At 66.6% G+C, this 12,009-nt stretch carries 12 protein-coding genes and 1 tRNA gene; 5 read left to right on the top strand and 8 right to left on the bottom strand.

The window, feature by feature from the left end; all coding sequences use genetic code 11:
* Positions 1 to 35: 35 nt before the first annotated feature.
* A complete protein-coding gene (locus tag GBRO_RS21640) occupies positions 36 to 968 on the top strand; it encodes an MBL fold metallo-hydrolase (protein WP_012835987.1) in 933 nt (310 codons plus the stop codon).
* Positions 969 to 983: 15 nt separating this feature from the next.
* Here GBRO_RS21640 and GBRO_RS21635 read toward each other — a convergent pair whose 3' ends face one another.
* Genes GBRO_RS21635 through GBRO_RS21625 form a run of 3 tightly spaced genes read right to left on the bottom strand, consistent with a single transcriptional unit; the run spans position 984 to position 2,970 of the window.
* Positions 984 to 1,205, bottom strand: coding sequence for a hypothetical protein (locus GBRO_RS21635; protein WP_223372703.1), 222 nt, complete (start codon positions 1,203 to 1,205; stop codon positions 984 to 986).
* Positions 1,206 to 1,249: 44 nt separating this feature from the next.
* Entirely contained in the window at positions 1,250 to 2,476 is a 1,227-nt protein-coding gene (locus tag GBRO_RS21630) for an RNA polymerase sigma factor (protein ID WP_012835985.1), read from the bottom strand.
* Positions 2,476 to 2,970: a YciI family protein gene (locus GBRO_RS21625; protein ID WP_223372702.1), complete on the bottom strand. Its 495-nt coding sequence runs from the start codon at positions 2,968 to 2,970 to the stop codon at positions 2,476 to 2,478. The genes GBRO_RS21630 and GBRO_RS21625 overlap by 1 nt, the downstream gene beginning before the upstream one ends.
* Positions 2,971 to 3,079: 109 nt before the next feature.
* On the opposite strand from GBRO_RS21625, the gene GBRO_RS25535 reads away from it, so the two are divergent.
* Positions 3,080 to 3,406 (top strand): hypothetical protein, encoded by a 327-nt coding sequence (locus GBRO_RS25535; RefSeq protein ID WP_012835983.1) that lies wholly within the window; start codon positions 3,080 to 3,082, stop codon positions 3,404 to 3,406.
* 83 nt (positions 3,407 to 3,489) lie between these two features.
* On the opposite strand, the gene GBRO_RS21615 is transcribed toward GBRO_RS25535, so the two are convergent.
* The 3 genes from GBRO_RS21615 to GBRO_RS21605 all read right to left on the bottom strand — a co-directional run bounded on the left by GBRO_RS21615 (position 3,490) and on the right by GBRO_RS21605 (position 6,991).
* Positions 3,490 to 3,563, bottom strand: a tRNA-Gly gene (locus tag GBRO_RS21615).
* A 111-nt stretch (positions 3,564 to 3,674) separates the two neighbouring features.
* Positions 3,675 to 5,414: a DUF222 domain-containing protein gene (locus GBRO_RS21610; protein WP_012835982.1), complete on the bottom strand. Its 1,740-nt coding sequence runs from the start codon at positions 5,412 to 5,414 to the stop codon at positions 3,675 to 3,677.
* Between the two features lie 197 nt (positions 5,415 to 5,611).
* Positions 5,612 to 6,991 carry a hypothetical protein gene (locus GBRO_RS21605; protein ID WP_012835981.1) on the bottom strand — a complete coding sequence of 460 codons (1,380 nt, stop codon included), beginning with the start codon at positions 6,989 to 6,991 and terminating at the stop codon, positions 5,612 to 5,614.
* Between the two features lie 197 nt (positions 6,992 to 7,188).
* Here GBRO_RS21605 and dcd point away from each other — a divergent pair, with 197 nt between their 5' ends.
* Complete coding sequence (gene dcd / locus GBRO_RS21600; protein WP_012835980.1) at positions 7,189 to 7,764, top strand: dCTP deaminase; 576 nt, start codon at positions 7,189 to 7,191, stop codon at positions 7,762 to 7,764.
* Positions 7,765 to 7,774: 10 nt separating this feature from the next.
* Here dcd and GBRO_RS21595 read toward each other — a convergent pair whose 3' ends face one another.
* The gene (locus GBRO_RS21595) at positions 7,775 to 8,074 is read right to left on the bottom strand and encodes a hypothetical protein (protein ID WP_012835979.1); all 300 of its coding nucleotides are present in this window, start codon (positions 8,072 to 8,074) and stop codon (positions 7,775 to 7,777) included.
* Positions 8,071 to 8,622, bottom strand: coding sequence for a RelA/SpoT domain-containing protein (locus tag GBRO_RS25530; protein ID WP_115311732.1), 552 nt, complete (start codon positions 8,620 to 8,622; stop codon positions 8,071 to 8,073). The genes GBRO_RS21595 and GBRO_RS25530 overlap by 4 nt, the downstream gene beginning before the upstream one ends.
* Positions 8,623 to 8,981: 359 nt before the next feature.
* Here GBRO_RS25530 and GBRO_RS21585 point away from each other — a divergent pair, with 359 nt between their 5' ends.
* A complete protein-coding gene (locus tag GBRO_RS21585) occupies positions 8,982 to 10,379 on the top strand; it encodes a UDP-glucose dehydrogenase family protein (RefSeq protein WP_012835978.1) in 1,398 nt (465 codons plus the stop codon).
* Between the two features lie 129 nt (positions 10,380 to 10,508).
* A complete protein-coding gene (locus GBRO_RS21580; RefSeq protein ID WP_012835977.1) occupies positions 10,509 to 11,930 on the top strand; it encodes a hypothetical protein in 1,422 nt (473 codons plus the stop codon).
* Positions 11,931 to 12,009 lie beyond the last annotated feature (79 nt).

Genomic DNA, 12,009 nt, shown 5'->3' with positions numbered 1-12,009 from the left:
GGGGGCTATCCCGCGAAAGCAGGGATGATGTTTGTATGAACGAGGCCCACGAGGTCGTCCGACCGGGTTTGCTCACGTGCTGCCGGGCCCTCGCCGGCCTACCCGTCGGTCTCGCGCATCCGCGACGACCCGACGAACGCCTCCTGGCCTCTCTGACCGATCGCGGGTTGCCCGATTCGAGCACGACCGTCGAGATCATCACGCTTCCCCAACGACCGCGCATGGTCCCTACCGCCGGGATCGCTGAGGGTGTCTGGCAGCCGATTCGGACCGCCAATCTGATCAACGCCTTCGTCGTCCGGCATCCCGAGGCGACCTTCCTGGTTGACCCCGGTGTCTGTGTCGACGTCGTCGGCCGTGCGGTTGCCGAGTTGCCGTGGGCCCTGCGCGTCGTCGTCACGCCTGGGCGTGACGTCATCGACATCCGGCGCGCACTGGTCCTCGCCGAGATCGACGAGACGGCGGTCGACTTCGCGCTGCCCACCCATCTGCACTGGGATCATGTCGCGGGACTGCTCGATCTTCCCGGCCTACCGGTGCACCTGAATCGGCCGGAGCACACGTGGATGATGGGTGAGCGACTCGCGCCGCAGGGTGGTGTTCGTCCCGCGCTCCGGGATCGGCCGGTGACGCTCTATGACCTCGACGGCCCACCGATCCTGACCTTCACCCGCAGCCTCGACCTCTTCGGCGACCGGTCGGTGATCCTCGTCGACCTGCCCGGGCACACGCCTGCCAGCGTCGGGATCCTGGCTCAGACGGCATCCGGTCCGACCCTGCTCGCCGGCGACGCCGTATGGAGCCATCTCCAGATCGACCGGTTCCGACAGAAGGCGTCTTATCCGGGGATGCTTGCCGACGCCGAACGCGACATCGCGTGGGAGACGCTGCACCGCCTGTATTCGGTGCGTGAGCGCGTGGCTATCGTGCCCAGCCACGACCACCGCACGTCGCCGCTTCGGCGGTGAGACGGCTCGGACGCGCTATCGCGCGACCGGAACCCACTTGGTGCCGGTCGCGCCGGTGGAGGTGCAGCGCACCTTCTGGCCGCTGGCCGTATAGCTGAACTTGCCGACCTCGGATACCGAGCAGGCGCCGTGAAGGCGCGGGGTGCTGGCGTCGGCGGGGGCAGAGGTCGAGGCCACGAGACCGACGAAGGTGCCCGCTGCAATGGCTGTCGAGACGAAAAGAACTCGGAGTCGCATGTCGTGCACGGTAGTACGTCGTCCGACTCTCCGCGAAAGGTGGGTCATCTGTCCGATTGAGCCGCTTGTGCTGCGGCGAGTTCGTCTCGACGTTTGGTCAAGTGGTCGCGGTCGGACTGATCCGTCGACAGTGCAATGGCCCGTTCGTAGGCGGTGACCGCGTCGTCTGCGCGACCGACACGGTCGAGCAGATTGGCGCGCGTGCTCCATGCGGGTTGATACCGGTCTGCACCGTCGAGCTGGTTCAGGAGATCGAGGCCCGCCGCCGGCCCGTCGGTCTCCGCGACGACAGCCGCCAGGGCGACGGCTCCGCCGACGGTCGGCGCCAGACGTTGCAGGGAGACGTGTAGTCGGCGGAGCGCCGGCCAATTGGTCTCACCGCCGGGTGTTCGTGCGCAGTGCACGGCGGCGATGGCGGCTTCGAGCTGGAAGCGGCCGACCTCGCCGATCCGGTGCGCGGCACGCAGATGGGAATGGCCGCGGGCGATCAGTGCGGTGTCCCAGGAAGTCGGGTCTTGTTGCGGCAGTGGGACATACCGGCCGTCGACGTCTGCCCGAGCGGCCAGGCGAGCGCTCGACAGGCACATGAACGCGGCGAGTCCGTGCGCCTCGGCGCTTGCGGGCGCCACGTCGGCGACGACCTCGCCGAGCCCGAGGATGAGCGCCTGGCGGGCGCGCGACAGATTCGGCCACTCGATGCTGAAGGCGCCGTAGATGGCTTCGAGTACCGGGGCGAGTCTGTCGGGCAGTTCGTGATCATCGGGGACGGTGAAGGGAATGCGGTCCCGCCTGATCTGCTTCTTGGCGCGCACGAGTCTCGACGCCATCGTGGTCGGCGGTACGGCGAAGGCGAGCCCGATCTGCGCGGCGGTGTAGCCGAGGATCGTGTTCAGCATCAACGGCGTTCGCATCGCCGGCGGGATCGCCTCGTGTGCGCAGACGAGGAGCAGTTCGAGGCGACGGTCCCTGGTGTCGGCGGGTTGGGCGGCCCGATCGTCGAGCCGTGGGTCGAGTGGGACCGACGTCCGCCAGGCGGCGGAGCGCCACAGGTCGCGACGACGATTGCGTGCCACGGTGAGTAGCCATGCCTCGGGGCGTTGCGGAATTCCCTCGACCGGCCAGGTCCGTAGCGCGCGTTCGAAGGCGTCGGCGAGTGCGTCTTCGGCGGCGGCGACATCGTGGTTCTCGGCGACCAGCATCGCCAGCAGCCGCCCATAGCAGGCGCGGGCCGTGGCCTCGGCCGACTCCCGCGCCTGCTCGGTGTCTGCCATCAGCTCGCCCAGGAGCCGTCCACGCACGATGCGGCGACGCGTCGTACCTCGAGGACGGCGTACTGCGTGGCGGGATGCCGTTCCGCCCAGGCCAATGCGGCGTCCTCGTCGGGCACGTCGATGACGAAGACGCCGGCGAGTGATTCGCGCGTCTCGGCGAACGGTCCGTCCTGGACGCGCAGTTCACCGTCGCGGCGGGTCACCGTCTTGGTCTGAGCGATCGGCTCCATGATCTCGGCGGCGACGAAGACCCCCGCCGAGTGCAGTGCCTCGGTGTAAGCGGCCATCGCCTCCTGCATCTCGCGGATGACTTGCTCGGGGACATCTCCCGGCTCGGGTTCGGCGTTGTTCAGTAGCAGTGCGTAGTGCATGGTGTCCTCCTCGAACCATCGTCGCGCGGCCGGATGGTCGGCCGCTACCTTGATGACGATCGAGGCGGGGGTGAATCGGCAGTTCGGCGGGTGTATCGAACTCGGTCCGCCAGGTCTGGTCATCGAGACTCAACAGGGCCCCAACCATGGACCACAAACCCTATCTGCCCGCGTCTGTGCGACAAGCGTTCTGCAGCAACCACTGTCGGTAGCCCGTGTGAAACTTCGACTCATGGCTCCATCTCCGCTGCGCACCATCGAACTGCGTTATGTCCTTCTCCTTGCCCTGCGCAGAGAGGGAACGATGACCGTGCCCGAACTCGTTGCCGAAATTCAACGTCAACACCTTGTCATCAACGGCCGGCCCTCCAAGGCCATCTCTGATGCACTCCGGACCGACGTCAAACTCGGCCGCCTGCGCCATCAACCGCGGGGTCCATACCACTTTGTTGACATCCCGAGAGGTACGCAATGGCGCATGGACAATCGCGTCGCGCAAATTCGGGCCGCCGCGGCACATCGTGTCGCGCAACTACCTTCCGAGGGCGACGCCGCATGAGTTGCGTCTGCGGTTAGCGGCACGAGCGCCCAGCGATCAATGTCACCTAGAAGGTGCGAGAGCCGCTCTACTTGCGGTGATGGTGGAGCCGATGACGGGAATCGAACCCGCGTATTCAGCTTGGGAAGCTGATGTTCTGCCATTGAACTACATCGGCGTGCGGGCCGGTGAGACCCGCGTCGGCAATGCTAGCAAACGCGGGCAGCGTTCTACTGCCGAGGCACGGGGTGTGTGTTTCGGCTGGTGGGGTGGCCCTGGTGGGTGGGGGTTAGAAGGGTGGGTCGCCGTTGTGGTTGTGGTTGTGGTCGTGGTTGTGGCGGCTGCGGTTGCGGTGGCGTTCGGCGCGGCGGCGGGCGTGTTTGTTTGCGGCGCGGGTGCCGGCGCGTCGGGTGGGGTTGATGCGGGTGTGGTCGTCGAAGTGTTTGCGGCGGCGTTGGCGTCGGGTGGGGGTGTCGGGTGGGCGGAAGATGATGCGGCGTAGGCCGGGGAAGGTGTCTTCGAAGGTTTCGGCGTCCCCGTCGATGATGTAGCCCGACGGGGTGATGTAGCGGGTGACCAGTCGGCCGGTGGTGGGGTCGCGGTATTGGTCGTCGGTCCAGTCGCCGAAGGTTTTCTGGATATGCCCGAATCGGCATTTGGCGTTGAGGTTGGCCTCGGTGGTTTGTCCACCCTCATGCGGGTGGTGGTGGTCGTACTCGGTGACGTGGTCGAGGTCGGCGGTCCAGGCGGAGCGTTCGCAGCCAGCATCAGCGCAGTAACCATCGCGGATCCGGACGTCTTCATCCAATGCGGTGGAGGGCCGGTAGGGGTCGGCGGGTTGATGGGCGGGCAGCGTGACGGTGCCGTCGTCGTTGGTGGGGGTGCCGTCGGGGACGAGGGGTCGGATGACGGCGTCGGGGCGTTGGGCGAGGTCACGGACATGGTCGTCGGAGATGATGCCGTGTCCGTCCATGAACCCGATACCGATCTCCACCTCGGTATCGGTGTCGGCGTCGCCGGTGCCGCTGTCGGCTTGCTGGTCGCTGTCGGTCTGCTCGCTGTCGGTCTGTTCGCCTGCGTCGGGTTGGTTGTGGGGTGGGGTGAGGGCGGCTTGGTTGCAGACGACGTGGATGACGATGGTGGGGTCGGCGGGCGGGATGGTCTCGGGGTCGGGGATGACGGCGGTGCAGTCGTCGCGTCGGCAGTGGCATTCGAACCGGGTGCCGGTGAGTAGGGCGAAGGCCGCGTCGGCGCGGCGTTGTTGGTGGGTGCGGTCGTCGTGGTCGCAGGCCGACTTCGCCAGGGCGGTGATGGCGGCGTCGGCGAGGCGGATGTTTTCGGCGGACATGGCGGCGGTGAGGGTGGCGGTGCCGTCGCCGCGGTTGTCGGTCCAGACGCCGCGACCTGCGAGGGCGTCTTTGCGGCGTTCGCGGATGAGGGTGGGGTCGTGGCGGAAGATCATGCGGTCGGTCATGTCGCGTAGGCGGGCGCGTTTCCAGGTGCCGGTTGTGCCGCGCAGTGTGGTGGCGATGTCGGTGTCGATGTGGGGGGTGTGGGGGTTGTCGACTTCGAGGAGGTCGGTGCGGGTGATGATGAGGTGGGCTTGGTCGGCGGTGATGATGCCGTCGCGTAGGCAGGTGAAGGTGTCGGGGAGGCGGTCGCGCAGGGCGATGGCGTCGTTGAGGAGTTCTTGGGCGCGAAAGTGGCTGATGGCGTAGACGCCGCAGAGGTGGGCCACGGCGTCGGCGAAGCCGTCGACGAGGAGGCCGTCGCGGTCTTCGCGGGCGGCGACCAACCGGTCGTAGAGCACGCCCAGTGTTTGGTATTGGGTCCAGGCGAGGTAGGCCTGGCCGCGGCGTTGTTCGGCCAGGCCGCCGAGGAGGGCGACCATGTCGTCTTCGTGGGGGTAGGCGGGGTCGATGTGGTTGAGCAGTTCGGGTGGCAACGCGGCCCAGGGGGTGGTTGATGGTGATCCCGCGGCTGCCGGTGCTGGTTCGGTTGCCGGTGCTGGTGTGGTCGTGGTGGTCACCTCCCCCGAGGGTGTTGGGGTTCTCTTCGAACCTTTGTGCCCATAGTACGAAGGGGGTCCGACAATTCCTGAGCTGCTGGTCGGGGTAGGTTTCGATGGTTATTGCGGCTTGATTTCGACGCGCGGCGGTCTCGCTGCGCTCGACCGTCGCGGCTCAACCAGCTAATGGGTTGGTTGCGGCTCAACCCGCTGGCGGCCTACCAGCGCGGCGTCGAAGCCGGGCGGCGATCCTCGGTCAGGCAGAGCGAACGCAGGACGTTGTGGTAGACGACGAGCCCGTAAAGGTTTGGGGCGCCTAGGATTCCGGTACTGCGGGGGATCATGTCGGCGGTGACGCCGAGGCCCGGGACCAGGGAGTTGATCAGGGAGGCCGTGGGGTCGGAGGCGCCGTAGCGCCACACCAGCTCCACCATGTGGGCGGTCAATGCGTAGGTGTAGTAGGCGGCGGTCAGACTCTTGGTGACGGTGAGATCCGACATCGGCACGGTCTCGCCGATATGTCCTTCGCGCAGATTGTGATTGAGCCCGATCGCGATGTCGAGGGGTGCGCCACCGACGTAGGGGATGAGGAAGTTGCCGATCTGTGAGAGCGCACCCTCGCCGCTGGAGAAGTCGGCCGGATCGGCGGGAATCAGGTTGTGGTGCATACGATGTGAACGCAGGAAGTGCTGAACGCGGCCGGTGAGATCGGCGATCTGACGGTCGGCGGCGGCGTCGCGGGTGATGGCCTGCAGGTAACGGGAGGTGCGGTCGACGATCCGCGACACCGGGAGATCGCCGACTGGCCGGCAGGAGTCGGCGTCGGCGACGGACACCTGTGACGCGATGTCCCGAACGATCGCCGGCACCGAGTTGGCGAATCGCAAATCCTTGATCGGCTTGCCCGCGTTGCGTTTCTGCGACGCGGTCACCGACACGATGCATGCGGACACGAGCTTCTGGCTGAGGTTGGTGTAGAGCGCGGTGGCACCGTACACGCCCAGGAAGATCGGCAGCGAGATGAGCGTGCCCACGGTCAGCGGCCCGGCGATGGTCGCGATGGACGGGATGGTCCGACGTGCGATCGTCAGCGGAACCATCACCGTCACATAGAGATACAGCCACACGGTCTCCACCGCCTGCGCCACCGTGAGATTCTCCACCGTGATGGCCTGACCCTCGCGGCCGTCGCGGACGTTCACCAGCTGGGTGACGATCCACTGCGAGATCGGGTCCCGGTACTTCATGATCGGATCGCGGTCGTCGGCACCCAGATCGTAGGGATGTGCCGACACCGCCAGCGTCGAGATCCGCAGCGCGCCCATATCCCGATGCGCTCGTGCCTTGATGGCCGCCGACCGATCACGGATCTGGGCGGGCATCATCGGCAGGAAGGAGTCGAAGACGGCGTCGTAGACGGCACCGAGCGTCGCGAACCGCGAGCCGACGCACTCCGTCGGAGCGGCCGGACGGTCGCTCTTCGGTGCGGCGGCAGCGGTGAAACCCCGCTCGCCGGCCGTCAGCGCGATCGACAGAGCCAACGCCATCGACACCCCCGCGACGACGATGCGCCGCCACCCCACCTGAACCCCGACCATCGAGCTCTCCCCGTTCTGACAGCAACCGTCCCCGGTGGCCGGCCATCAAACGGCCGATCGTGAGCGCTGCGAACAACACTGTAAAGCCATTCGGGGCCGTTGGCGGGGCGGTCGGCACATCTGCTCGAAGTGGTCGAATGTCGTTCGCCTCGCGGTCACCTCCAGGTCGCCGGCGCCCGTCGGATAACCTCGCAAACGTGCTGCTCTCCGATCGCGACATTCGTGCCCAGATCGCCGACGGACGCCTCGGGATCGAGCCCTTCGACCCCGTTCTGGTGCAACCGTCCAGCGTCGACGTACGTCTCGACGGCCTGTTCCGGGTCTTCAACAACACCCGCTACACCCACATCGACCCCGCGCAACGCCAAGATGAGCTGACGAGTCTCGTCGAACCCGCCGACGGCGAGCCGTTTGTGCTGCATCCGGGCGAGTTCGTGCTCGGGTCCACGCTCGAGGTGTGCAGCCTGCCCGACGACCTGGCCGGCCGCCTCGAAGGGAAATCGTCACTGGGGCGGTTGGGTCTGCTCACGCACTCCACCGCCGGCTTCATCGACCCGGGCTTCTCCGGGCACATCACACTCGAGCTGTCCAACGTCGCCAATCTCCCGATCACGTTGTGGCCGGGGATGAAGATTGGGCAGCTGTGTCTCATCCGGCTCAGCAGCCCCGCGGAGAACCCGTACGGCAGCGCTGCGGTCGGATCGAAGTACCAGGGACAACGGGGGCCGACGCCGTCGAAGGCGTATCTCAACTTCGGTGGGTCGGCGGGCTGAGATGGCTAGATCAGGCGTCAGCGAGGAATTCGGAGAACATCGAATCGTTGGATGCCTGGAAGTAGTGACCGTGAGTGGTCATCACAGTCTCGATGCTGTCAGCAGCGATCAGAACGATCTCATATCGATTGAGCTTGCCGCGGTAGAGCCGTTCGGTAGCGTCATAGCGCTCGATCGCTTCCTCGCGGTCGACGAACTCGGCGGGATCGTCGACCAGCCGGCCGTCATCGACGCTGTAGACCAGCAGGAAGTAAACCGAGTCGTCGCCGTGCTTGGCCATGGCCACCTTTCCGTCGAGTGCGACCCTCATGCGTTGTAGTAGCCCGCTTCAACTACAGCCCGCCGGGCAGCACGGAAGCGGTCGTGTACCGACGAGGGTATCTCCAAACCATACTCGCGAAGAAAAATCAATTCACCCGCCGCTGCGAAGTACTCGATCATCTCCGCGGGTCCTTCACCGTCTTTGAGGTTTACACCGACGCCCGACAGTCGAGCGTCTGCCGATTCGGCAGCGTCGGCCCACTGCTGCTGCCCACGGGTCCGAAGTTGGACCTCGATCGCGCGTCCATCTCTCACGACGACGTAGTGCACCGCCCGATACCCAACCTCTTTGGGTACCGCGATGTAATCACGAGTGCGTTTGAACTCGTCGCGCCAGTTTCGCTCGATGCGTCGACGTATTCTGTCCAGTTCTGTCCGGTCCTGTAGGACAGCACGAACTCCACCAATGTCTTCCAACCTCGCCAACTGCGTACGCCCACTTGATGAACCGATTGTTCGATGAGGTTTTCTCACGATGCGGGGCACCCGCTTCAAGCGTTGACTGACGACAGGGTCACATCGTTCAGTCCGAATCATGCTCGACAAGCCGAGCCGGACCTTCAGCAACGGGTAGGAGTGCTCGGCGCGAAAGTCGGTTATGACTGCGGATCGCAGACTCCAGTTCAGCTGGCGACACAACCAATCCCTCGTAACGCACCTGCCTGACCAACTCGCCGCACTTGTTGATCTGGGACTTACTCGGTCGCGTCACCGCCACAACGTATCCCCACGGCATGTGGACGAGCAGAGACTGTTCACAGGTCCCGGTGGGCGTCAGCCGAACTCGAGCAGCGGTGCCGGCCAGGGGACCGGTTGGTGCGGAATTCACCGACCCGACGACGACAGGCCAGGTGATGGTCGGCCGACGGCAGGGCGGCGCGCGTAGTCACTAGACCATGAAGCTCACCGTCATCGGATGCGGATATCTCGGAGCCACCCACGCGGCCTGTATGGCCGAACTCGGACATGACGTGCTCGGCGTCGACGTGGATGCGGCGAAGGTGGAACGGCTGAAAGCCGGTGACGTGCCGTTCTTCGAGCCCGGACTGACCGACATCCTGCGCCGCAACATCACCGCCGGCCGCCTCGCCTTCACCACCGATCACCGAGAGGCCGCGGCGCATGCGTCGGTGCACTTCCTGGGCGTCGGGACCCCGCAGGAACCGCGTGGGCACGCCGCCGACCTGTCGCACGTCAACGCAGCTGTCGACGCCCTGGTGCCGGTCCTGCGCGGCGACCACCTGATCATCGGGAAGTCGACGGTCCCCGTCGGGACCGCGGCGTCGCTCGCCCAGCGCATCGCGGTACTCGCCGCCGACGGGGTGTCCGTGGAACTGGCGTGGAGTCCGGAGTTCCTGCGTGAGGGATTCGCGGTGGAGGACACCCTGACCCCCGACCGCATCGTGCTCGGCACCGACCCGGACGCGTTGGAGTCGTCGGCCGCCGCGGTGATCGGCGAACTCTACCGGGAGATCCTCGAAACCGGCGTGCCGTTCATCGAAACAGACTGGGCAACAGCCGAACTCGTCAAGGTGTCGGCGAATGCGTTTCTGGCGACCAAGATCTCGTTCATCAACGCGATCAGCGAGCTCTGTGAGGTGGTGGGTGCCGACGTCAGCACCCTCGCCGACGCCATCGGGCACGACAAGCGCATCGGCCGACGATTCCTCAACGCCGGGTTGGGATTCGGTGGCGGCTGTCTGCCCAAGGACATTCGGGCGTTCACCGCGCGCGCCGACGAACTCGGAGCCCGGCGCACCCTGGGATTCCTGCGTGAGGTCGACGCCATCAACATGCGACGACGCACGGCCATGGTCGATTTGGTGGCGCAGGCCGTCGGCGGTGATGTCCTCGGCCGCAACATCGCGGTCCTCGGCGCCGCTTTCAAACCCGAGAGTGACGACGTGCGCGACTCACCGGCGCTCAGCGTCGCCGGGCAACTGGCGCTGCGCGGGGCGTCGGTGACCGTCTTCGACCCGAAGGCGCTGGAGAACTCGCGTCGGATGTATCCGATGCTCGGCTACGCGGCCACCGCCGGTGAGGCCTGCGACCGCGCTGACGTCGTGGTGATCGCCACCGAATGGGCCGAGTTCGTACACATGTCGCCGGAAGAACTCGACGACGTGGTGCGCGCCAAGGTCATCGTCGACGGCCGGCGCTGCCTGGACCCGCAGATGTGGCTCGACGCCGGATGGACCTACCACGCGATCGGAGGGCCGGTCACCGTCCGCGGGCTCCGCCCACGCACGCCTGCGCAGGCGAGCGGGCACACTTCGGAGACCCTCCTGCGCTGACCCGTGGTAGTTTGGTGTCTCGAACGAGTCGATCACCTGGCTTGATTCGGCACATTCTCGCCGGTGGGGGCGCTGGGCGATGTGCACCACTCGTCCCGTCCCAGGTCCCCGAACCGCCGAGCGATGATCATGACCGACAACACCGCGCACACCTCGACCCGACCGGTCGATGCTGGTCAGCGCCCACTTGTCGTCGACTCCCTCGAGCAGATCGCGGCCGGGCTGCAGGCGCGGTCACTGCCCGTTGACGAGCCGGTGGTGTTGCTCGACCTCGACGACGGCGTGCTGATCCTGACGGTTGATCTGGCCACGCGCGCCGTTCTGAACGCAAGCGCGGCCGAGGACATCGGTCCCGATGCGCTCGATCGGGTGATCGCCGACCACCTCATCCGCATCGGACGCGTCGAGATGCCGACCGCACCTGCATGGGACGCCGAACTGCTCGATCTGGTGGCCCGCGGACGTGAGCGACTTCGTGATTCCGACGGCACCTTCATCATGGGACGCCAGCACATCCGCCTCTTCCGTCTCGCGCGCCGCGACGTCGAGGAGTCGACGCGCGACCTCGTCGCCCGCGTGGAGGTGATGACCCGCACCGCGGTGTCCGACTGCCCTCGCCCGGTGGCAGCGGTGATCGCGGCCGACGGCCTGCGGGACTGGCCCGGTCTTCGCGATTCCATCGCGCGCGCCGTCCCGGTGCCCGTCGTCGACCTCGACGCCCCGGAGCCCGGTGCGACCGGGAGCTCATTGGGGATCGACGCCCAACACACGCCGACGACGAACGCTCACGTCGACGCCACCGACGTTGCCTCAGTTGATTTTCCGGCGATGGTTCCGGCTCCCATGCCGGTTGTCCCGGAGCCTGCTTCGCCAGAACCCGTTGCCGCAGCGTTGATTGCGCCAGAGCCCGTTGCTGCAGAGTTGATTGCCGCAGAACCCGTTGCGCCAGAACCTGTTGCGCCAGAACCAATTTGCGAAGCGCCCATCAGCGATCCGCCGGTCGACGACACTCCTACCGAACCCATCCCCGTCATCGCGACATCGCTTGCGTACTCGGATGTGTCGGCGCCGGACAGCTCGGTGGCCGGGGACACCGAACTGTTCGACGACTCCGGTCTCGACCATGAACAACCGGACGCTGTCGCGCCGGATGTCGAGTCGACGCCGTTCCATCGGCGCGACCGCGGCCTGCTCTACCGGGCCGGCGGGAAGCGTGTGGCCGCTGTCGTCGGGACCGCAGCGGTCCTCGCACTGGTCGGCGTTGCAACGGCTTTCGCGCTCACCGATGACGATTCGGCACAGCGGACTGCGGCGGCACCATCGTCGTCGGCGCCGGTCACGCAGCCCGCGCCGTCGTCGTATGCCGATCCCGCGGTGCTCGCCGAGGCCCGGCTGCCCGCACAGCAATACACCCCACCCCCGCCGCCGCCTCCGCAGACGACCCCCAACGACACCACCACACGTCCGCGTTCACGCCCACGTCCGCGGCCTCGTCCGCGCCTGACGATTCCCAACCCGATCCCGGGACTACCGCCGATCGTGTTGCCCTGAGTCGGCAGCGATACCGCGGCGGGTTGCCGACACTTTCGGCCCGCCGTGGTTTCGATACGGCTCGGGCTCGCAAGCTCGC

It is taken from the genome of Gordonia bronchialis DSM 43247 (assembly GCF_000024785.1).
In the GTDB taxonomy this organism is placed as follows: Bacteria; Actinomycetota; Actinomycetes; order Mycobacteriales; family Mycobacteriaceae; genus Gordonia; species Gordonia bronchialis.
This window is presented reverse-complemented; position numbering and strand designations above follow the sequence as displayed.

Coding starts and splice junctions, on each gene's coding strand:
- GBRO_RS21635 (WP_223372703.1), bottom strand. CDS start 1,205: ATGCGACTCCGAGTTCTTTTCGTCTCGACAGCCATTGCAGCGGGCACC.
- GBRO_RS21640 (WP_012835987.1), top strand. CDS start 36: ATGAACGAGGCCCACGAGGTCGTCCGACCGGGTTTGCTCACGTGCTGC.
- GBRO_RS21595 (WP_012835979.1), bottom strand. CDS start 8,074: ATGAGGGTCGCACTCGACGGAAAGGTGGCCATGGCCAAGCACGGCGAC.
- GBRO_RS21585 (WP_012835978.1), top strand. CDS start 8,982: ATGAAGCTCACCGTCATCGGATGCGGATATCTCGGAGCCACCCACGCG.
- GBRO_RS21625 (WP_223372702.1), bottom strand. CDS start 2,970: ATGACCAGACCTGGCGGACCGAGTTCGATACACCCGCCGAACTGCCGA.
- GBRO_RS25530 (WP_115311732.1), bottom strand. CDS start 8,622: ATGATTCGGACTGAACGATGTGACCCTGTCGTCAGTCAACGCTTGAAG.
- GBRO_RS21630 (WP_012835985.1), bottom strand. CDS start 2,476: ATGGCAGACACCGAGCAGGCGCGGGAGTCGGCCGAGGCCACGGCCCGC.
- GBRO_RS25535 (WP_012835983.1), top strand. CDS start 3,080: ATGGCTCCATCTCCGCTGCGCACCATCGAACTGCGTTATGTCCTTCTC.
- GBRO_RS21605 (WP_012835981.1), bottom strand. CDS start 6,991: ATGGTCGGGGTTCAGGTGGGGTGGCGGCGCATCGTCGTCGCGGGGGTG.
- GBRO_RS21580 (WP_012835977.1), top strand. CDS start 10,509: ATGACCGACAACACCGCGCACACCTCGACCCGACCGGTCGATGCTGGT.